Here is a 20,857-nt window from a genome sequence, read left to right on the forward strand (position 1 = left end):
AAATGGATTTATTTCAATCCGGCAATATGATCCGCAAGGGCTTTCATATCCCCATCCGATAGAGCGGCAACCTGCCCTTTCATCAAAGCACCCATCCCTTTCGTGTTACGCGTTCCTCCTTTGTACCCTTTGAGAGCATCAACCGTTTTAGCTGAATTCCATCCGGCAATCACTTCAGATTTTCCAAGAGCCGCTTTTTCACCTTTTGCACCGTGGCAAGCCGCACATTTTTGAAACAAAGCACCGCCATCCGCAGCGCTCAACATAGCCGTTAAACCTAAAATTGCAAGTAACGTTTTCATAATCCATCCTTTTTATTTTCTTTGTCATTCCCGCGAAGGCGGGCATTGTGCCCCCTGCGGGTAAATCTAGCTGGATCCCCGCCTTCGCGGGGATGACTAATATTTACTTATCCACAAGATGGGACGTTTCCGCTATCAGAACCGTACTCTTTCGCAAAATCACCGATATCTTGGAGCTTATCGCTCATACTCGGATTCGTCAGCACCGGTACCGCAGTCGGGAAACGTTCTCCGTATTCTTTGATAAACCCTTTTGCATCATTGGCAAAAAGCTCTTCCCACTCAGCAACCGTATGTTCCGCTGCGAATTTGGTCCCGTTCATATTGAACTTCGCTTTGAGCGTTTTAAGATACACTTTTTGACCCGCTTTAGCATCTGCTGAAGCAACTGAAGCACTGAGTGCTGCGATTAACAAAATTGAGAGTAACTTTTTCATTTTTCATTCCTTTAAACGCTATCGGAACTCGTCCCGATCAGCTACGTTAACACTGGGTTTCCCTCAGCGGGAAGCTCAGAGCACTTAATCGATCAGAGATTCTCTTGCGAGATTCTCTTTTGATGAGAGCAGTATAAAAAATTATTGTGAAGCGATTGTGGAATTGTGGAGAGGATTAAAGATTTTGAAGGCGATCGATTAACGCAAGCGTTTGCTTCTCCTGCTGATAGAGGGTGAAGTTTTTACGAACATACGCTTGGAGGAGAAGTTTGAGATCGTTGTTGCCGTAAAACTCAAAATCGTGTTTCATCTGCTCCGTCAAAAAACGGGCAAAATCTTCCTCTACATCAATGTCATAACGTTTGGCATTGAGCGTGAGGGTTACCTTGGTCTTCATCCAAGCAGACTTTCGATTTTCGAAACAATCGCTTCGATTTCGGCATCTTTGGCGGCAAGTTCATCACTGTACATTTTAATCTCTTCATCTTTAGAGGCAAGTACCGCATTCAGACGTTGTATCTCGTCATCTTTGCTTTGCTCACTGCCGCGAATCGAGTCACTCTCGCTTCGAAGTGTTTCAATCTCTGCTTTAAGCGATGTTTGTTGATCAATTAAATCAGTGACAAGTGTCGTAAGTTTTTCCAATGGAGTCGGATTAAATAGCATGAGTAACCTTGAGTTATAAAGTCTTGGTCATAATTCTAACACAGTTTAGCTCAGGATGCAGGCATGGAGCATTTTTAAAATTCAGACTTTCTCACACTTCCGGTCATAGTGTTTCACCTAGATCTCTCTCCTTCTGAATGAACTTACAAAAAAATAGCATATTTGGAGATTCGCAAGGTGCTCTGATGTATAATATTTTCTTAAAATTTAAAAAAAAAGTACTCTGATTATGGCTACATCAATAACAGTGAAACATGGATATAAAACACTCAAACCAATAGTAAAACTTATTTTGCTCTTCCTAGGTGTTGCAAGCAGTTATCTGATGGCAAATGAGTTACCCAATCTATGCAGCCGAGACAAAAATATCAACGAATTTACCGTACTCAGTTATCATGAGATAGCCGGTAAAAGTGAAACGCTCGATTCAACCTATGCGGTAACCCCGTCTCATTTTGAAGAGCAGATCCATTGGTTGATGGCTAACGGATACCATTTTATCAGTATCAATGATATTTTAGCCTATCGAAAAAACGGCAAGCCATTACCCAAAAAAGCCGTTTTAATGACGTTTGACGACGGGTATCAGTCCGTTTATACTAATGCTTATCCCATCATCAAAAAATATAAAATCCCTGTTGTCATCGCACTGGTCGGTAGCTGGATGCAGGCTAAGGAAATAGTCGATTTCGATGGACATAAGATTCCGCGTGAGAAATTCTTAAGCCAAAAAGAGATCAAAGAAATGGTACATAGCGGCCTGGTAGAGATTGCCAGCCATACCTATTTTTTACACAAAGGGATACCGGGCAATCCGCAAGGGAACATGCAACCGGCCGTAATCACACGTCAATGGTTGAGCGATAAACGCTCCTATGAAGATGCAAAAAGTTATCAACAGCGCATCTACAATGACCTATTGCAAAACACTACTTTTTTAAAGCACTATACAGGACAAAAGCCCCGTGTTATCGTTTGGCCGTATGGGTATTATAATAAAGAGGTGCGTACAATCGCAGAACGTTTGGGTATGAACATCGGGTTAACCTTGGATGATGGGAGTAATACCCGGATCACGCCCTTGTGGGGGCTGCGACGCATATTGATCGATAAAGATATGACGCTGAAAGAGTTAGAGCAAAATATCCGCTCACGCAATGCCAATTTAATCGATAATGACCGGGCGACCAAAGCGGCACATGTCGATTTGGATTATATGTATGACGCCGATCCTGCACAGCAGGAAAGAAACTTGGGAGATTTACTGGATCGAATAAAAAAACTAGGGGTTAACACCGTTTATCTGCAGGCTTTTGCCGATCCTGATGCCAACGGGGCGGCGGATTATGTCTATTTTCCGAACCGAAACGTACCGATGCGTGCGGATCTTTTTAATCGGGTCGCATGGCAAATCGCGACGCGTACACAAGTCAAACGCATTTATGCGTGGATGCCGATGATGGCATGGCAGTTACCGCTCAGCAATCCCGCCGCCAAAGACACGGTTGTCACGTTGCAAGTGGATTCGGGTCATCTCAATATGGGATATCCGAGACTCTCTCCATTTTCTTCCAAAGCACGTCAGGTGATCAAAGAGATTTATGAAGATTTGGCTACATCACCCCGTATCGACGGCATATTGTTTCACGATGATGTCACACTCTCCGATTTTGAAGACGACAGTAAGGCAGCCCGTACTCAATACAAAAAATGGGGCTTAACGCCGAACGTAACAAAAATTCGATCGGATAGAGAACAATTTGAGAAATGGACGAACCTTAAAACAGACTATCTGGACGATTTTGCGATGCAATTGGCTCAAATACTCAGAGACGAACACCCCGGGCTCAAAACGGCGCGTAATTTATATGCGCAGGTCGCACTCAATGAGTATGCTGAAGAATGGTATGCGCAAGGTTTGACCGAGTCGATCAAAAAATACGACTACACCGCCATTATGGCAATGCCATATATGGAACAAGCCGATAATCCAAAAGAGTTTTACACTAAAATCGTTGAACGCATCAAGAAAGAGGAATGTGGGCTGGAACGAACCGTAATGGAGCTACAAACCGTGAATTGGAGAAAAAACGATCAGCCGATCTCATCGGAGGAGTTACGCGGTACAATAACGCATCTCTATGGATTAGGGGTTCATCATCTGGCATATTATCCCGATAACGTATTTAAAAACGTCCCTGATGCCGATACGATGAAACAGGCTTTCGGACAAAAACCGGTGTATATGCATGCGTTACCGAATAATACCATCCCGAATAACCAAGAGTGATTGTGATGACATTTGAACTATTTTGGCATTCATTATGGCATGCAGTACTGGGGTATGTATTTTATTATCCACTGTTTATGTCAACTTTGTGGATAGTAGGAGCAATCTTTTTTTATTTTAAAAATGAAAAACCCTATCTCAAATATAGTATTCCCCCCCTGAGAACCGGCGAGAGCTGGCAAGGGGTGAGTATTTTGATTCCTTGCTACAATGAAGGACAGAATGCTATCGAAACGATTACCTATGCCCTCAATGTGGACTACCCGGAATTTGAAGTGATTGCCATTAATGATGGCAGTAAAGATGATACGTTAGAAATATTGGTCAATTTGGCAAACAATAATCCAAAGTTAAAAGTGGTTAATTTAGCTGAAAATCAAGGGAAAGCGTTAGGGCTTCAAGCCGGTGCATTATTAGCCAAGTACGAGTACTTGGTATGTATCGACGGGGATGCTTTGATCGATCAACGTTGTCTGTATTGGATGGTCAAACACTTTATCCGTTATCCGGAAGTTGCCGCGGTAACGGGTAATCCGCGTATCCGTAATCGAACCAGCCTATTAGGGAAAATCCAGGTGGGCGAGTTTTCATCGATTGTCGGGATGATAAAACGGGCACAACGCAGTTTCGGACGCCTCTTTACGGTATCGGGCGTCATTACCGGTTTTCGAAAAGCGGCGGTACATGAGGTGGGCTACTGGAGTCCCGATATGCTGACCGAAGATATCGACATTACCTGGAAACTACAGCGTAACGGATGGGATGTACGCTTTGAACCCCGAGCTTTGGTATGGATTTTGATGCCGGAGAGCGTGAGCGGATTGTGGAAGCAGCGGTTACGTTGGGCCATGGGCGGCGTTCAGGTCATGCTTAAAAACTTTAAGGTTTTATTTTCGCACAAACAAACCCATCTTTGGGGGCTTATGACGGAACTCATGCTCAGTACGATTTGGGCCTATAGTATGGTGTTGGTATTTTTAGTCTGGTTTGTCAGTTTGTTTCTCCCCATCAACTATTTGATGCCTCAACAATCCCCCATTTTGCCGGACCAAAGCAGTGTTATCTTGATCGGTGCGTGTTTAATACAGTTTGCGGTTAGTAAATGGCTGGACGGTCATTACGACGAAGGTTTGGGAAAAAATTATTATTGGATGATATGGTATCCGTTTGCCTATTGGCTGCTGAATCTGTTTACCGCAGTAGCCGCTCTTCCCAAAGTTTTATTGAGTAAAAAAGGTCGGGCCAGATGGATTAGCCCCGACAGAGGCGTCCATCAACAGTTACCCAAGAAAAAAGGTTAAAATGTCTATGGAAACGTTAATCATCAATAAACGCCATGAGATGCCCAAGAGAAAAAGATGGCTGTGGGATGCACTAACCATTGGACTTTGGTTAGGCTTTATCTATTTGTGGAAACCTTTATTAGTTGTATTTTATGGAATCATTACGTTAAAAGTACCGGCTGAAGAAATATCAGATTGGATATTTGAAAATATTCATAGTGTAACCTTTGAGCATGCTATATCGATGTTAATTGCAACGCCTATTATATTGTTTATTTTATCAAGGCTAAACAGACACAGAGGTCCAAGTGAGCATTTGATCTATCATGCTAGTGATTACTCAAATTATTTTCATTTAGACGATGCCCAGGTACAACAATGCGTAAACAGTCAATTGGTGACAATTTACCATAATGACCATGGACATATTATCGGTCTGAATGACCAAATTACAACACCTAACAAACAACGAGCATCAAAATAAATATCATTCAAAAACTCACCTTAACCCAGCAGTCTATAGGCAGTAATCCACGATGGAAAACAGCATTTGCGCTATAATTGCAAATATTTATTCTAGGGGCATTCATTGCCGATTTTTAAAGTCCATTCTCCCTATCAGCCTGCCGGTGATCAGCCTGTTGCCATTGAAGCACTCTCCTCCGGCATCAAAAAAGGCGAACGTTATATTTCCCTAGAAGGGGTCACAGGCAGCGGTAAAACCATGACAATGGCGAAGGTGATCGAGGCAGTGCAGCTTCCGACGATCATCATGACCCATAACAAAACATTGGCGGCACAGCTCTACAGCGAGTTTAGAAGCTTCTTCCCCGAAAACCATGTCGAGTATTTCATCAGCTATTACGACTATTATCAACCCGAAGCGTACATCCCAAGACAAGATCTCTTTATCGAAAAAGACAGCTCTATCAACGATGAACTGGAACGTTTGCGGCTATCGGCCACCGCCAATCTTCTCAGCTACGATGACGTGATTGTCGTTGCCTCGGTTTCTGCCAATTACGGGCTCGGAGATCCTGAAGAGTATGAAAAAATGGTGCAGGTGGTCAGTCTTGGAGATGAGATCAGCCAAAAAAAGCTCCTCCTTCGTCTCGTCGAGATGGGATACGCCCGTAACGATGCCTATTTCGATGGTGGTCACTTTCGAGTCAATGGCGAAGTCGTCGATATCTATCCCCCCTATTGGCAGGATCAAGCCGTGCGCATCGAGTTTTTCGGTGATGAAGTGGAACGGCTCGCACTGTTCGAACCGCTCAACAACTCGGTGGTCGAAAGTATTCAAACCATTACGATCTACGCCACCAGCCAGTTTGCCGTCGGCCAGGAAAAACTCTCCCGCGCGATTAAAAGGATCGAAGATGAGCTGGGCGAACGACTGGCTGAGCTCAATAAACAAGGGAAAATCGTCGAAGCACAACGGCTCAAGCAGCGGTGCGAATTCGACCTTGAAATGCTACAGGCGACGGGGATGTGCAAAGGGATCGAAAACTACTCCCGCCTTCTCACTGACAAAAAACCGGGAGAAGCCCCTTATACCCTCCTGGACTATTTTGCCCTCCATCACGATAAATACCTCATCATCGTCGATGAGTCCCATGTGAGTCTCCCGCAGTTTCGGGGGATGTTTGCCGGGGATCGAAGTCGCAAAGAGGTACTCGTCGATTACGGATTCCGTTTACCGAGCGCACTGGACAACCGTCCCCTCATGATCGATGAATTTATGAATAAGGCCCCCCATTATCTCTTCGTCTCGGCAACCCCGGCGGCTCAGGAGATCGATATCAGTACGACCATTGCCCATCAAATCATCCGTCCTACCGGATTGCTCGATCCCATTATTACCATCAAACCGAGCGAAAATCAGGTCGAGGATCTTCACGATGAACTCAAAAAAACCATTGCCTTAGGTGACCGTGCCCTTGTTACGGTGCTGACCAAAAAAATGGCGGAAGCTCTCACCAAGTATCTCGCCGATTTGGGAATCAAAGTGCAGTACATGCACTCAGAAATCGACGCTATTGAACGTAACCAGATTATCCGCGGTTTACGTGTCGGAGATTTCGATGTCCTCATCGGAATCAACCTCCTAAGAGAGGGGCTTGATCTTCCCGAAGTGAGTCTTGTCGCGATTCTGGATGCGGATAAAGAGGGGTTTTTACGTTCTGAAACTTCACTGATCCAAACCATCGGACGTGCGGCACGGAATGAACATGGACGGGTCATCTTGTACGCGCAGAAAATGACAGGGTCAATGGAGCGTGCGATTAAAACGACGACCGATCGTCGTGCCTTGCAAGAGGGCTATAACCTAAAACATGGCATCACTCCAACAACGACCAAACGCTCCCTCGATGAGAATCTTAAACTCGAAGACCCGGCAGAGCTGTACAATCGCTCCAAAAAAGCGAAAACCCTCCCTGCAGCCGAGCGAAAAAAACTAATCGAGGAGTTGAATATCAAAATGAGAGAAGCGGCAAAAAAACTCGAATTCGAAGAAGCCGCGCGACTGCGTGATGAAATAGCAAAAATAAGGAAATTATGATTTATGGATGATATGCTCAACAACCTCTCTACATACGGATATATCGTTTTATTCCTCTACTCATTAGGAGGGGGATTTGTCGCCCTTTTAGGTGCGGGAGTTCTCAGTTTCATGGGGAAAATGGATCTTTCACTCTCGATTGCTATCGCGTTTACTGCTAACTTTATCGGCGATTCTCTGATGTTTTACATGTCCCGCTATCACAAAAAAGAGATGATGGAATATTTTAAAAAACATCGCCGAAAACTCGCATTTTCCCATCTCCTCCTCAAACGACGCGGTTCGTGGATTATCGTCATTAAAAAATTTATTTACGGACTCAAAACCCTTGTCCCTTTGGCAGTCGGCTTAACCAAATACGATTTTTGGAAATTCAGTCTCTATAACGCCATAGGTGCTCTCATCTGGGCTGTTAGCGTCGGAGGCCTCAGTTATCTTTTCGGGGGAGCATTGATTGAGGGGTATAAAACAGTAGCGGACAAACCTTATTTAGCGCCGATTATGCTTCTGATTGTTGGTGGAAGTGTTTGGATCTATCTCTCTCGTGCGACAAAGAAACAATAAAAGGAAAGAAAGGGTGGATGGGGAAGAGGGATTCGAACCCCCGAATGACTGGACCAAAACCAGTTGCCTTACCGCTTGGCGATACCCCAATGTGAGAGGGGAATTTTAGAAAAATTCCCCTTAAAAAAAATTAAATTCTTCTGTATTTATACAGAAAGCTTTAGGGGGTTGCAAGGGACAAGCTTGTCCCTGCCACTTTATGGGCTTTGCTCATAAAGTGCGTAACATCCAATTAGAACAACAATTTTTCTTCTGTTTTCGGTGCTTCTTCCTGAGTTACATCCGGTGCTGAAGAGGTATCGGTAAACTCTTCCGTTACATTTGCTTCAGTCGTATTGGTCGGTGCACGATAAACCCCTGCAGGAAGGTCAAAATATCGCTTGGTATTCGGATAAATGCGCATCATATCTTCATAATAGTATCTAAATACCGGTCCTGCCGCACGTCCTCCCGTTTCACTTCTGCGCATCGGGGTATTGTCATCATGCCCGAACCATACAACGGTTTCTACGGTCGGCGAATACCCGACAAACCATGCATCAACGTTTTTATTGGTCGTTCCGGTTTTACCGGCAATTTCCATCCCTCCGACACGGGCAGGCGTTCCCGTTCCGTGACTTACAACATCTTTCAAAATTGAGGTCATCAGATAAATTTGCTGAGGGGTATTCACCTGGCGACTTTTGTTTTCATACCGGATGGTCTCCCCTTTCGGGGTTATTACTTGACGGACCAAAATTGGGTTGGTTAATGCTCCACCGCTGGCAAACATCGTGTAATATTTGGCCAAATCCAAAGGAGAAATCATAATGGTTCCCAGAGCGATGGAGAGATCTGGAGGAAGATTTTCAACAATCCCATAGCGTCTTAAACCGTCGGTTACCTTACCAAAGCCCATATCGCTGACCATATTAATCGTGGCCAGGTTACGCGAATGAGTTAACGCATTACGAATCGTAACCATCCCTTTGTACTCATTTTTATAGTTTTTCGGCTGCCACGTTTTCTCTTCACCGTCATCACCGGCATAGGTATAGGTACGGGCGATATCGGGAACGAGTGAGGCGGGAGACATCCCGCTATCAAGTGCTACTTGATAAATAAAAGGTTTGAACGCCGATCCAGGCTGGCGTTTGGCCTGAGTTACACGATTAAAGGGGCTAAGAGAATAATCAACTCCTCCAACCATTGCCAAAATCTCTCCGGTATGAGGATCGAGGCTGATAAGGGCACCGTTGAGCTGACGCTGCATATTCTCATCCAAATCACCCGCTTCCTGCGCCCGTTTCAAAATTTCATCACGACCCGATTGAAGCGCTTTGTATCCTGCTTCTTGAAGCCGCATATCGATGGTGGTGTAAATTTTGTAGCCGCCGCTGCGGATATCGGGAAAAGCATCACCGAGCTGACGCATTACTTCATCGATAATGTAGGGGCCTGAATTTTTACTGAGGGTGTCGTTATAAACTTTCGGCCGCTCCCCAGTCGCTTTTTCATACGTCGCCTGATCAATCCACCCTAACTCATACATCCGCCCGATGACACGATTTGCCCGACCGAGAGAAAGTTCATAATTTTTGGTCGGCGAATAAAAGTTTGGCGCTTTAGGTAGACCGACGAGCATCGCGATCTCTTTAAGAGTTAACTCTTTAAGCGGTTTTCGAAAATATCCGTCGGATGCCGTTTTGATTCCGTAATAACCGTGCCCCAAATAAATCTCGTTGAAATAACGTTCTAAAATCTGTTCTTTTGTCAGTTCTTGCTCGATACGAATCGAGTACAACACCTCTTTAAATTTACGGGAGAACTTCTTCTCACGGGTCAGCAGGGTATTTTTAACCAGCTGCTGGGTGATCGTGCTCGCCCCTTCTTTGAGCTTTCCGGCACTGACGTCTTTGATGATCGCCCGCATAATCGCATCGGGGTTAACACCGTGATGCTCAAAAAACATTGTATCTTCGATGGCCAAAAGCGCTTCAATCAGGCGGGGTGGAATATTTTCATAGGAGACATAATAACGGTGCTCATCACTAAAAAGATTGGCAATTTTATTCCCGTTACGATCATACACTTCGGTGGTTAGACGAGGCTGATACTGAATCAGTTTTTGGGTTTCGTATTCAAAAGAATAAATTAGGTACCCTAAAAAAACCACCGGAATCATCACAACGATCCCCGCAGCTATAAGCAAATATTTTCTCATTCTCGTCCTTAGCGGTATTTCTTCATAGGAGTTGATCAATTTCTAAATCCCCTGGTTTTAAATTCAGCGTCAATTAACGCTTGGGTATATCCCTCTTTGGGCGCACGGGTAACTTCATGAATGTCCCCTTTTTCAATCACCCGTCCATCGTATAAAACACAAATATCTTCGCATACTTCGGATGCAATCCCCATATCATGGGTAACAAACAACATACTAAAGCCCATTTTTTCCTGTAAGGTTTTTAGCAATGCAATCATAGTCTCTTTTGAGGCGGGATCCAGTGCCGTGGTCGGCTCATCGAGCAATAACAACTTCGGATCAGAACCTAAAGCAATCGCAACAACCACCCGTTGAAGCTGTCCTCCCGATAGTTCAGGAGGGAACCTCTCTAACAGCGACTCATCCAGTCCCAATAGAGCAAAAAGCTCAACACTACGCTCTTTGGAGAGGAACATCTGATCTTTAATCCGTGTAAGAGGTGACAACGCCGTAAACGGATTTTGGGGGACAAGGGCTACGCTTTTCCCTAACTTCCACTCAAAGCCGCACTGTGTTTCGATCAAAACTTCCAGGATCGGGTCCAAAAGTCCTAAAAGAGCTTTAAGGGTGAGCGACTTACCGCTTCCGCTTTGTCCGACCAATGCCAATGAACGCCGAATCTCAAATGAGATATCCACCAGCACATTCTCATTATGAGTGATTTTAAGCCGATCGATATGAATGGTATTCATCGCGCTATTTTACCCAAATCTGCGTTAAACGCTCACACACCTGAATCAAAACCGCCTCGTCGATGTCGAGTCTGGCAATGAGTCGAAGGATTGCTTTTTTCACGGTTGGCTGACGTATGGCCCCGACATGAATTCCCATCTCATTTTTTAGCCATGCCTGCAGCTCCATCACTTCGCGATTATCCCCGATTTCAATCGGGACGATCAATCCCGCACACGCAATACCAAGCCTTTCATATACGATTTTCTGACGGGCCAAAATTTTTTCACGCAATATTGCGGCATTGGATTGGATATACAGAAGCGAATAATGGGCCAATGCCGTGTCATAAAGGGAAGGGGCCGTTGCATAAATGACATTTTTTGCCCTGTTGATCAGATACTCACTGATATGCTTTGAGGAGAGGACATAGGCCCCGAAACTACCGTATGCTTTCCCAAGTGTCCCCATTTTTAGCATCAGTGGAGTTGGAGCAATTCCGTAATGATCGAGTATTCCCATCAATGACTCACCGATCACACCGCTGCTATGGGCTTCATCCAAAATCAAAACAGCTTTGTACTTTATAGAGAGCTCGATGATTTCCCGTACAACCGGGTCGCCTCCCATCGAGTAGATCCCCTCGACAGCAACAATGACCCGTTTTCCCTCTGCACGATTAAGTTCTTTTTCCAGAGCTGACGCATCATTGTGGGGAAAAAAGACCACCTCACCCTCACACATTCGTGCCCCTGCGACACCGCTCGCATGGTACTCCTCATCCATCAACAGTACGTCCCCTTTCCGTACCAGCGCTTCGATAAGACCGACATTCGCATTAAACCCGCTTCCCATGACGATGCCCGCTTCAAACCCGTTTGCTTCGCACAAGGCATCCTCAAACGCTGCATGGATAGGATGATAACCATTAACCAGCATCGACGCTTTAGGAGCATGTTCACCGTAATGGGTGAGCGTTTCACACGCTTTCAGGTGAAGTTCTTGGTTATGGGCTAATCCGAGATAATCATTAGATGCGGCATCCAGCAAAGAGTCATCACGGATATGGCGTTCACGGTACCGCCCGGAACGCATTAGCGCTTTGAGTTCGCTCTCGTAGGGGATATTCATCGCTGTGCGGGGAGTTGTGCAATGTATTCGCGAATTTCGCGGATACGCGCATCATCGGCCGGATGGGTAGAGAGGAAAGCCGGCGGTTTCTGGGAATTTTTTGAGAGACGTGCCATATTTTCCCAAAACTTGAGCGCTTGTGCGGGGTTATACCCCGCTTTCCACATCAGATAGAGGCCGATTTGGTCGGCTTCATGCTCAAATTTGCGGCTGTAAGGGAGAATAAGCCCCACTTGTGAAGTTATCCCGTACGCCTGTGCATAGAGATTTTGATATTCGGACGGAACATTCAATGCGGCTGCCAAAATTTGCGCCCCTACATTACTGGCCGTTTGCATCGACATCCTCTCAGCGCCGTGACGTGCTAGAGCATGGGCAATCTCATGCCCCATAACGGTCGCAATCTGATCGTCGTTTTCAGTGATCTTTAAAATCCCCGTATAGAAAAAAACTTTTCCTCCCGGAAGACAAAACGCATTGGGGGTATCGTCCTGAATCACGGTAAATTCCCATTTAAAATCATTCCGACCGCTCACCGCGGCGATTTTCTGACCTATCCGTTTGATCCGCTCCTGGAGCACTTTATCGGTACTGATTTTAGAGGTTTGTACCACTTTTTGTGCTTCCGTTGCACCCAAGGCCATCTCTTGATCGGGCGAAATCATCATAAATTGTGTACGATTGGTCACCGGCGTCGTGGCACATCCGCCGATCAACAAGGCAGTGACAAATACCATTTTCATGTTCATCATGATCTCTCCTTCAAGAAAGTTTTCAGTACTTCAACCGATAATCCCATTGCGGTGCTCTCGAATCCGCGTACTTCACGGATATAAGATTTGCAAAACCCCTCGACCATACAGGCACCCGCCTTGCCTCGCCACTCACCGCTGCGTAAATAGTTCTCAACCTCATGGGGATCAAACACATCGAAAAAATAGTGGGTTGAAGAGATATCCATGAGCTCAAGCCGAGACGTTTTATAGATCATACAGGTGATAATAGCGACATCAGAGCCGCTTTGCATCTCCAAAATCGCTCTCGCATCCGCTTCATCCTTCGCTTTGCGTAAAATCTTTCCGTGTGCCGTAACGACAGTATCAGCAACAAGGAGAGGATAATCGCTGCAGCCGAATTTTTCTAAATTGACGCGGTATTTTCCCAGTGTCGCCTGATACACAAAGTTTTTAGGGGAGGAAGCAATAATAGAATCTTCATCAAAGTCGATGGATTCTTGGATGAAAGAGATACCCGCCTCACGCAAGAGCTCAGCACGGGTAATAGAAGAGGAAGCTAAACGGAGCATTGAATCCCTTTTGTCATCCTGAACTTGATTCAGGATCTAAGATTGCGGATCAAGCCCGCAATGACGTTAATAAGCATTTCGGAGAACTACACCGATAAAGATAGCGGTTATACCAAGTACAATATTGACAGGTACCATGTATTTCGCGATAAGACCAAGCATCTCTTTTGCCTCTTCGATATTACCTACTTTTAGTGCCTTTTCCGCTTTAGCTCTGCGCCACATCATTGCCGCAAGGTTGATCGCCATGACCAGCCAAATCGCCTCTTTGATATGAACCGTATTATAAATACTCATCGCATACTCATCGATTACATTGCCTGATGCATCCATCGCCGCAGCACGGAATCCGAGCCCAACCGCCATAAAAACAGCCGTTACGATGAGAACGATAACAAACGGCCATACGATGGTAAAAAGACGTTTCAGGGTATGCGCCGCACGCTCCAGACGAAGTTTTGGATCACTAATAAGAGCGAGCGATTGATGGGTTGCAAAACGGATGGCTATCATCCCGCCTACCCAAATCACGGCACTGAGTACGTGTAAAAAAACGATGAGTGTACGGTGGTGGGCAAAGGTTTCTACGAGGAACTCTTTCATTGTGCCAGCTCCTTCGTTACATACGCCAATGCCGCCTCTTTCGCTTCACCCAATTTACTAGCATCTTTACCGCCCGCTTGGGCGAAGTCAGGACGTCCGCCGCCACCGCCGCCGAGGATCGGTGCAATTGCTTTAATCCAATCTCCCGCTTTCACACCCGTATTTTTAGCCCCCGCAGCCAGGAGAACTTTATCCTCTTTAATTTGGAAAAGGATGACCGCAACTGAATCGTGAGTATTTTTGAGCTCATCGATGCGCTCTTTGATATCTCCGGCTCCGAGTTCCGCCACGACAACAGCCGTATTGCCCATCATCGTCACCGCAAGCTCTTCTTTGGCCGAAGAAGCCAATGCAGACATTTCGTGCTTGAGGGTTTTCACCTGCTCTTTGAGACGCTCAATTCCCGCAAGAACATCGCGGTTTTTAACCGATGCCTCTACCTCTTCGAGGAGATGGCGCTGAGATTTAAAGAGGTTATAGGCTGCATTTCCGCACACCGCTTCGATACGTCGAACCCCTGCGCTCACTCCGCTCTCTTTAACGATAACGAATGTCCCGATGGTTGCCGTGTTATCGACGTGAATACCACCGCAAAACTCGACCGAAGCCGTTCCAAAATTAACAACACGAACCGTATCACCGTATTTTTCACCGAACTGCGCTTTGGCTCCGCTTTTTTTCGCTTCATCGATGCTCATCTCTCTCGTCATCCCTTCCAACGCGTGGAAGATATGATAGTTTACCCGCTCTTCGACAAGAGCGATCTCTTCGTGGCTCATCGCTTTTGGATGAGAGAAGTCGAAACGGAGACGGTTATGCTCGACCAATGACCCCGCTTGGGAGATGTGTTCACCCAGCAACTCATACAATGCCGCATGGAGCAAGTGGGTTGCCGAGTGGTGTTTCGCGATTTCGTTACGCTCAGGATCGACAATCGCATCGATGGTCTCGCCGACACTCATTGTCGAGCGGGTCTCGATATGGGAGAGATTCAACCCGTGGAATTTTTTCGTGTCCAATACGGTTGCTTTATCACCGAGGGTTCCGGTATCGCCGCACTGCCCGCCGCTTTCGGCATAAAACGGAGTCTCTTCGAGAAGCACCCAACCGCGCTGATGCGCATGCAGCTGATCAACCCGCTCGAAATTTTCACCCAAAAGGGCTTGAATTTTTACCGGGGCTTTCGTGTAGCCGTATCCGATAAAAGTATTGACCCCAAATGTTTCGAGAAGGGTTTTGAAATCTCCCTCGACATGTGCATCTCCCGAACCTTTCCACGCCGCTTTCGCACGCTTGCGTTGTTCAGACATCAAGGTTTCAAACGTCTCCACATCGAGGGAGAGATTTTTCTCTTTCAACATATCTTCGGTCAAATCGAGCGGGAACCCGAAAGTATCGTAGAGTTTGAACGCCACTTCTCCACTGAAGGTCTCTTTGGTGTTTTTAAGTTCTTCGTTGAAGAGTTCAATCCCCGAAGCAATGGTTTTGAAAAAGCGTTCCTCTTCGAGCATGATTTGCTCTTTTAAAACTGCCAATTTTTCAACGATGTACGGGTATTGTTTCCCCATCAACTCGGCAACGGTATCAGCAACTTCAAACATAAACGGTTTGGTAAATCCGAGCAAATATCCGTGACGAACCGCACGGCGTAAAATACGGCGAAGGACGTATCCGCGCCCTTCGTTCGAGAAGTTTGTCCCCTGAGCAAGGAGGAACGTCACGGTTCGGATATGGTCGGCGATAACGCGGTACGACGCACCGCTTGCATAGGTATAGGGTTTACCGATGAGGGCTTCCACTTTACGAATAATCGGCATAAAGAGGGTCGAATCATAGTTGCTTTGAACCCCTTCGAGTACTGCCGTCGCACGTTCCAATCCCATCCCCGTATCGATCGATGGTTTCGGAAGAGGTTTTAACTCTCCCTTCGTATTGCGCTCATACTGCATAAATACGAGGTTCCAGATTTCAAGGAAACGATCCCCGTCTCCCCCCATATAATCCTCAGGGCCGTTAAAATGCTCCGCACCCTGATCGACGAAGATTTCCGAACACGGTCCGCACGGTCCGGTATCTCCCATCTGCCAAAAATTGTCTTTGTCTCCCAAACGCATAATGCGATCCGCCGCAATATGCTTCTTCCAAATCTCTTCAGCTTCGTCATCGCTCTCATGAACCGTTACCCAGAGCTTATCAACGGGGAGTTTCATCACTTCGGTCACAAACTCCCACGCATGGGCAATCGCTTCCTCTTTGAAGTAATCACCGAAACTGAAGTTTCCGAGCATCTCGAAAAACGTGTGGTGACGCGCCGTATGACCGACGTTTTCAAGGTCATTATGTTTTCCACCCGCGCGGATACACGTCTGTGCACTCGTGGCACGAGGATTAGCAGGGATCGGAATATCGCCCGTAAAGATCGATTTAAACGGAACCATCCCCGCATTGGTGAAAAGGAGGGTTGCATCATCAGGGACAAGTGGGGAACTCGGAACCCGTGCGTGTTGTTTTGATTCAAAAAAGGCTAAAAAAGCTTCGCGGACATCCATCATGGTTTACTCACCGTTAGTAAAAATTGCGCGATTATAGCGAAGAAGGAGTTAAAAAATATTATAAAATTCCCGTGATCCAATACAAAGAGCCGTTCTAAAGGCAGTCGTGCCGAGAAGAACGTAGCGTTTTTGGATCACGGTATGATCTTTTGGTACTTTTCTGACTAATATAGAAAAGTAGAGAAAAACTTACGAAAACGCTCTATTAAGAGCACTAAACATCGCTTTAATCGACGCAACGGTGATATCATTATCACACCCTACCCCGAAAAATTTCTCCAAACTCTCTGTCTGAATCTCGATGTAGGCAACCGCTTCGGCGCTGGAAAGTTCCCCGCGTGAATGCTCGCTGTAGGAGAGGATTTTAAAACTGTGGGAATACTCCACCATTAATGCATTTTTGCATGCATCGATCGGACCATTCCCCATCCCTTCGCTTCGGATAACTTTGCCGTTATGGGTGTATTCCAACACACATTTGGCGGAGTGCTCTTTCGCACTCTCCGAGATCACAGAATAGTCCACAAACTCAATGTCGTGCGGCTCACCGAAATAGGTTTTCTCGAAGATGTCTAAAATCTCTTCGCTTGAGAGTTCGCGTCCCGCTTCATCCGTTACTTTTTGAATGATCGTTCCGATTTCAGGGTGCATTTTCTTCGGCAACGAATAGCCGAATTTATCTTCGAGGACGTAGGCTACCCCCCCCTTGCCCGATTGGGAGTTGATACGGATAATCCCCTCGTAATTGCGTCCCACATCCTGCGGGTCGATCGGCAAATACGGCACTTCCCAAAACGGGTCCTCTTTGGCACGCTGATACGCTAACCCTTTGTTGATCGCGTCTTGATGGGAACCGGAAAACGCCGTATACACGAGTTCACCCACATACGGGTGACGCTCATGCGTTTTCATATCGGTACACTCTTCGACGACCCGAACGACCGTCTCCAAATCGCTGAAATCAAGCTCAGGATCGACCCCCTGGGTATACATGTTGAGCGCCAACGTAATGATATCGACGTTTCCGGTACGTTCGCCGTTGGAGAGCAATGTCCCCTCGACACGATCCGCCCCTGCCAACAACGCCAACTCCGTCGCCGCAACCGACGTTCCGCGGTCGTTATGGGTGTGTGTCGAGATCAATACGTGCTCCCGATTGGTCAAATGGCGGCTCATCCACTCGATCTGATCGGCGTAAACGTTCGGCGTCGCCATCTCGACCGTGGCGGGAAGGTTGATCACCACTTTACGTGACCCGCTGATCCCCCAGCGATCCGTTACGGCGTTACAGATACGGGCGGCAAATTCCAACTCAGTCCCCGTAAAACTCTCAGGGGAATATTCGAGCATGATCTCGCCGTCGTGCGCAGCCGCGCGGGCTTTAACCATATCGACACCCTCGAGTGCCAACGCAATGATATCATCCTGCTCTTTACCGAATACGATTTTGCGCTGTGCAACGGAGGTGGAATTATACAAATGGACAATCGCTTTTTTAACCCCGGCAAGCGCTTCAAACGTTTTATCGATCAAATGTTCGCGCGCTTGGACGAGGACTTGAACCGTCACGTCATCGGGGATCAATTTTTGCTCGACCAAGGTACGTAAAAAGTCAAATTCGACCTTCGATGCGGAAGGAAATCCCACCTCGATATTTTTAAATCCGAGTTTCAGCAAGAGCGAGAAGAGATTAAGTTTTTGATCCAAATTCATCGGGGTGATCAACGCTTGGTTACCGTCGCGAAGATCGACACTGCACCAGATAGGGGCGTGCGTAATAGTTTTAGACGGCCAAACACGATTTGGCAAATCAACTTGAGGATAAGGGCGGTATTTGCCCGCGGATGCATGTTTCATAATGAAACTCCTATAATAATCTCTTCTTACTGCCCTTGCTGATGGCAATAAGTGGCGGAATTATAGCAAAAAGGGTATCAATCACTTATGAAAAGTTATTTTCAATCTTTTCAATAATATGTGCCGCACCGCTAGGGAGAATTAACGAAGAAAGAGCGGCACTTTTAGTAGCAATATCACTTCTAATAGCCGCTTTGAGTTTCTCCGCAATCCCCTCACCTTGACGCTCACACCATCCGCAATCATTTTTGAGTATGTACTGTGCATTATGGTACTGATGATCTCCCGCCGCATACGGGAAGGGAATATAAAATGCCGGAACTCCGGCTGCGCATAATTCCCAAAGGGTACTCGCACCCGATCGGCTCACCGCAAAATCACTCCGCTCGATCAGTGCCGCGATTTGGGTTGTAAACCCATACACTTCTGCAGGAATTCCAAACTCCAGGTAAGCCGTTTTTACCCTCTCTTCTTCTTTAAGTCCGCATTGATGAATGATATGAATTCCCGCTTCGTGCAGCCAGGGTGCGAGGTCAAGAGCGAGGTCGTTAATGAATTTTGCCCCCTGCGATCCCCCTAGAAAAATAATTGTTTTCACCGCGCTACGAACTCTCGCATTCTGAAAATACCCTTCGCCTACTGGATAATCGCAGTGATTTTCCCCTTCTTCGTACGAACTGTAAAACCCATTGGCATACGGTCGGAGCAATCGGTTTAGCTTCCCCGTAACCGCATTTTGTTCATGAATGTAGAGCGGTACTTTAGCAATCAATGCCGCCAATGCTGCCGGCGCCGCCGAAAAACCGCCGACACTCACTACCGCATCGGCTTGAAAATCGCCAATTAACGCTTTAGAAGCAACAACCGCTTTCACTATTTTCCACAACGCCCCCAATTTACCCAAACCGCTTTTGTTGACCACTCCGGTCGTATCCAAAAAATGGGTCGCTTCAAAAAGAGTACTTTCCCCAAACCACTGTCGATCCTGTCCCGATGTAGACCCGATAAAAACGACACGATGCCCTCTGGCTTTGGCCGCTTCCGCCAATGACAACGCAATTACCAGATGCCCTCCGGTTCCGCCCCCCGTAAAAATAAGATTCATTTCATTTTCCAAACGCCATCGGAATGCATCCCGATGCCTGCGCTAACGCTGAGCTCTCTTCGGCAGAGTGCCCGCGCACACTTGTGTGCTTTTATCATTTTTTATCACCTGATTGATAGATAATTTTTTTAGAGAGCATCAAGACCATTCCGATTCCAACTGCCGAAGCCATCATCGCCGATCCCCCGTAACTCAAAAACGGTACGGATATCCCTTTGATCGGTGTTAATCCGCTGATTCCATACGCATTTACCATAAACGCAAACGTGATGAGCAAGCCGACCCCGAGACTGAACAGATACGCCGTATCGTTGTGGGAACGGTTGGCAATTTTAAAAAGGCGATGAAGCAGCATGATAAAAAGAAACGTAACGGCGAATACACCGATAAATCCGAACTCTTCGGCAATGCCTGCCAAAACAAAGTCGGTGTGAACCTCGCTCAAGAAACCGAGTTTGAATGTCCCGCCGCCCAAACCGGTTCCGAAAATTCCACCGTTGTGAATGGCATTCAGCGAATGGCCGATTTGATATGCTTCTTCGGCATTTTCAATCCGTAGATGCTGCGCAATCGATTCAGGGAAAAAAGCCAAAATTGTACTCTGTGCCGATGCCCACCACGATAAGATACGGTTAATCCGATGTTCCGATGTGAGGATAAAAAAGAGGAAAAAGCCAACCGAGACACCTATCAGCGTCATAAAAAAGCGAAAACTGCTCCCTGCAAAAAAGAGCATAAATGCAAGAGTGAGGGCAAGAACGACTACCTGCCCCAAATCATTTTGCAAAAAAGCAATCAGGAACATAACCAACACAAAAATTCCCGCATACGGAGCAACACGTTTAAACTCTTCCACAACGCCCATATTTGCATGATGGCCGAGCTTGCGGGAAAAACTCCACGCTAAAAAGTAAACAAATCCGATTTTAAAAAATTCTACCGGTGCAAGCGAAAATCCAAACAGCTTGATCCACCGTTTTGCTCCCCCTACTTCACTGACCAGAGACGCGGGAAGAAAAGGCATCACGACCATCAGAAGTATACCGCCAAAAAAGAGGGCCAGCCCCAAACGGTGGAGCCATACATCGGGATCAAGCTGAGCGAGAAACCACATCAAAAAAATGGAAAAAATGGCAACAATCAACTCACGCATAACGAAATGAAAATCGTTGTATTCAAATAAAATAACCGTATAGGCAGAGAGGGTATAGGAGCAGATAATCCCTACCGTAATCAGTGCAGTGGTCAAAAGAAATAATTTTTTATCAGGCATTTTTAGGC

At 46.3% G+C, this 20,857-nt stretch carries 19 protein-coding genes and 1 tRNA gene; 5 read left to right on the top strand and 15 right to left on the bottom strand.

Annotated elements, in window-relative coordinates:
* Positions 1–8: 8 nt before the first annotated feature.
* From WB308_RS01630 to WB308_RS01645, 4 genes are all read right to left on the bottom strand, one after another.
* Entirely contained in the window at positions 9–302 is a 294-nt protein-coding gene (locus WB308_RS01630) for a c-type cytochrome (protein ID WP_424188344.1), read from the bottom strand.
* A gap of 107 nt (positions 303–409) precedes the next feature.
* Positions 410–739, bottom strand: a complete 330-nt coding sequence (locus tag WB308_RS01635) for a hypothetical protein (protein ID WP_424188346.1) — start codon at positions 737–739, stop codon at positions 410–412.
* Positions 740–914: 175 nt separating this feature from the next.
* A complete protein-coding gene (locus WB308_RS01640; protein ID WP_424188348.1) occupies positions 915–1,136 on the bottom strand; it encodes a hypothetical protein in 222 nt (73 codons plus the stop codon).
* Positions 1,133–1,405, bottom strand: coding sequence for a hypothetical protein (locus tag WB308_RS01645; protein ID WP_424188350.1), 273 nt, complete (start codon positions 1,403–1,405; stop codon positions 1,133–1,135). The genes WB308_RS01640 and WB308_RS01645 overlap by 4 nt, the downstream gene beginning before the upstream one ends.
* A gap of 325 nt (positions 1,406–1,730) precedes the next feature.
* Between WB308_RS01645 and pgaB the strand changes: the two genes are divergently transcribed.
* The 5 genes from pgaB (at position 1,731) to WB308_RS01670 (ending at position 8,105) form a co-directional block, all read left to right on the top strand.
* The gene (pgaB, locus tag WB308_RS01650) at positions 1,731–3,695 is read left to right on the top strand and encodes a poly-beta-1,6-N-acetyl-D-glucosamine N-deacetylase PgaB (protein WP_424188352.1); all 1,965 of its coding nucleotides are present in this window, start codon (positions 1,731–1,733) and stop codon (positions 3,693–3,695) included.
* A gap of 5 nt (positions 3,696–3,700) precedes the next feature.
* Positions 3,701–4,996 carry a poly-beta-1,6-N-acetyl-D-glucosamine synthase gene (gene pgaC / locus WB308_RS01655; RefSeq protein WP_424188354.1) on the top strand — a complete coding sequence of 432 codons (1,296 nt, stop codon included), beginning with the start codon at positions 3,701–3,703 and terminating at the stop codon, positions 4,994–4,996.
* Positions 4,997–5,003: 7 nt separating this feature from the next.
* On the top strand, positions 5,004–5,462 hold the full coding sequence (gene pgaD / locus WB308_RS01660) for a poly-beta-1,6-N-acetyl-D-glucosamine biosynthesis protein PgaD (protein WP_424188356.1): 459 nt from the start codon (positions 5,004–5,006) through the stop codon (positions 5,460–5,462).
* Positions 5,463–5,567: 105 nt separating this feature from the next.
* Entirely contained in the window at positions 5,568–7,541 is a 1,974-nt protein-coding gene (gene uvrB / locus WB308_RS01665; protein ID WP_424188358.1) for an excinuclease ABC subunit UvrB, read from the top strand.
* Between the two features lie 3 nt (positions 7,542–7,544).
* Positions 7,545–8,105 (top strand): DedA family protein, encoded by a 561-nt coding sequence (locus tag WB308_RS01670; protein ID WP_424188360.1) that lies wholly within the window; start codon positions 7,545–7,547, stop codon positions 8,103–8,105.
* 14 nt (positions 8,106–8,119) lie between these two features.
* Here the strand turns inward: WB308_RS01670 and WB308_RS01675 are convergent.
* The 11 genes from WB308_RS01675 to WB308_RS01725 form a co-directional block, all read right to left on the bottom strand.
* A tRNA-Gln gene (locus tag WB308_RS01675) sits at positions 8,120–8,194 on the bottom strand.
* A 143-nt stretch (positions 8,195–8,337) separates the two neighbouring features.
* On the bottom strand, positions 8,338–10,308 hold the full coding sequence (locus WB308_RS01680) for a penicillin-binding protein 1A (protein ID WP_424188362.1): 1,971 nt from the start codon (positions 10,306–10,308) through the stop codon (positions 8,338–8,340).
* A gap of 35 nt (positions 10,309–10,343) precedes the next feature.
* Positions 10,344–11,042 (bottom strand): ATP-binding cassette domain-containing protein, encoded by a 699-nt coding sequence (locus WB308_RS01685; RefSeq protein WP_424188364.1) that lies wholly within the window; start codon positions 11,040–11,042, stop codon positions 10,344–10,346.
* A gap of 4 nt (positions 11,043–11,046) precedes the next feature.
* Positions 11,047–12,153, bottom strand: a complete 1,107-nt coding sequence (locus tag WB308_RS01690) for an aminotransferase class I/II-fold pyridoxal phosphate-dependent enzyme (protein WP_424188366.1) — start codon at positions 12,151–12,153, stop codon at positions 11,047–11,049.
* A complete protein-coding gene (locus WB308_RS01695; RefSeq protein ID WP_424188368.1) occupies positions 12,150–12,905 on the bottom strand; it encodes a M48 family metallopeptidase in 756 nt (251 codons plus the stop codon). Before WB308_RS01695 ends, WB308_RS01690 begins: the two co-directional genes overlap by 4 nt.
* Positions 12,902–13,459 carry a septum formation inhibitor Maf gene (gene maf, locus WB308_RS01700; protein ID WP_424188370.1) on the bottom strand — a complete coding sequence of 186 codons (558 nt, stop codon included), beginning with the start codon at positions 13,457–13,459 and terminating at the stop codon, positions 12,902–12,904. The genes WB308_RS01695 and maf overlap by 4 nt, the downstream gene beginning before the upstream one ends.
* A 66-nt stretch (positions 13,460–13,525) precedes the next feature.
* The gene (locus tag WB308_RS01705; RefSeq protein WP_424188372.1) at positions 13,526–14,062 is read right to left on the bottom strand and encodes a hypothetical protein; all 537 of its coding nucleotides are present in this window, start codon (positions 14,060–14,062) and stop codon (positions 13,526–13,528) included.
* Entirely contained in the window at positions 14,059–16,611 is a 2,553-nt protein-coding gene (gene alaS, locus WB308_RS01710) for an alanine--tRNA ligase (protein WP_424188645.1), read from the bottom strand. The genes WB308_RS01705 and alaS overlap by 4 nt, the downstream gene beginning before the upstream one ends.
* Positions 16,612–16,803: 192 nt before the next feature.
* Positions 16,804–18,471, bottom strand: coding sequence for a 2-isopropylmalate synthase (gene leuA / locus WB308_RS01715; protein WP_424188374.1), 1,668 nt, complete (start codon positions 18,469–18,471; stop codon positions 16,804–16,806).
* A gap of 85 nt (positions 18,472–18,556) precedes the next feature.
* A complete protein-coding gene (locus WB308_RS01720) occupies positions 18,557–19,576 on the bottom strand; it encodes a UDP-N-acetylglucosamine--N-acetylmuramyl-(pentapeptide) pyrophosphoryl-undecaprenol N-acetylglucosamine transferase (RefSeq protein WP_424188376.1) in 1,020 nt (339 codons plus the stop codon).
* Positions 19,577–19,670: 94 nt separating this feature from the next.
* Positions 19,671–20,849, bottom strand: coding sequence for an FtsW/RodA/SpoVE family cell cycle protein (locus WB308_RS01725; RefSeq protein ID WP_424188378.1), 1,179 nt, complete (start codon positions 20,847–20,849; stop codon positions 19,671–19,673).
* Positions 20,850–20,857 lie beyond the last annotated feature (8 nt).

The sequence above is a fragment of the Sulfuricurvum sp. genome (assembly GCF_049587615.1).
Classification (GTDB): domain Bacteria; phylum Campylobacterota; class Campylobacteria; order Campylobacterales; family Sulfurimonadaceae; genus Sulfuricurvum.

Coding starts and splice junctions, on each gene's coding strand:
- WB308_RS01630 (WP_424188344.1), bottom strand. CDS start 302: ATGAAAACGTTACTTGCAATTTTAGGTTTAACGGCTATGTTGAGCGCT.
- WB308_RS01635 (WP_424188346.1), bottom strand. CDS start 739: ATGAAAAAGTTACTCTCAATTTTGTTAATCGCAGCACTCAGTGCTTCA.
- WB308_RS01640 (WP_424188348.1), bottom strand. CDS start 1,136: ATGAAGACCAAGGTAACCCTCACGCTCAATGCCAAACGTTATGACATT.
- WB308_RS01645 (WP_424188350.1), bottom strand. CDS start 1,405: ATGCTATTTAATCCGACTCCATTGGAAAAACTTACGACACTTGTCACT.
- pgaB (WP_424188352.1), top strand. CDS start 1,731: ATGGCAAATGAGTTACCCAATCTATGCAGCCGAGACAAAAATATCAAC.
- pgaC (WP_424188354.1), top strand. CDS start 3,701: ATGACATTTGAACTATTTTGGCATTCATTATGGCATGCAGTACTGGGG.
- pgaD (WP_424188356.1), top strand. CDS start 5,004: ATGGAAACGTTAATCATCAATAAACGCCATGAGATGCCCAAGAGAAAA.
- WB308_RS01670 (WP_424188360.1), top strand. CDS start 7,545: ATGGATGATATGCTCAACAACCTCTCTACATACGGATATATCGTTTTA.
- WB308_RS01680 (WP_424188362.1), bottom strand. CDS start 10,308: ATGAGAAAATATTTGCTTATAGCTGCGGGGATCGTTGTGATGATTCCG.
- WB308_RS01685 (WP_424188364.1), bottom strand. CDS start 11,042: ATGAATACCATTCATATCGATCGGCTTAAAATCACTCATAATGAGAAT.
- WB308_RS01690 (WP_424188366.1), bottom strand. CDS start 12,153: ATGAATATCCCCTACGAGAGCGAACTCAAAGCGCTAATGCGTTCCGGG.
- WB308_RS01695 (WP_424188368.1), bottom strand. CDS start 12,905: ATGATGAACATGAAAATGGTATTTGTCACTGCCTTGTTGATCGGCGGA.
- maf (WP_424188370.1), bottom strand. CDS start 13,459: ATGCTCCGTTTAGCTTCCTCTTCTATTACCCGTGCTGAGCTCTTGCGT.
- WB308_RS01705 (WP_424188372.1), bottom strand. CDS start 14,062: ATGAAAGAGTTCCTCGTAGAAACCTTTGCCCACCACCGTACACTCATC.
- alaS (WP_424188645.1), bottom strand. CDS start 16,611: ATGGATGTCCGCGAAGCTTTTTTAGCCTTTTTTGAATCAAAACAACAC.
- leuA (WP_424188374.1), bottom strand. CDS start 18,471: ATGAAACATGCATCCGCGGGCAAATACCGCCCTTATCCTCAAGTTGAT.
- WB308_RS01720 (WP_424188376.1), bottom strand. CDS start 19,576: ATGAATCTTATTTTTACGGGGGGCGGAACCGGAGGGCATCTGGTAATT.
- WB308_RS01725 (WP_424188378.1), bottom strand. CDS start 20,849: ATGCCTGATAAAAAATTATTTCTTTTGACCACTGCACTGATTACGGTA.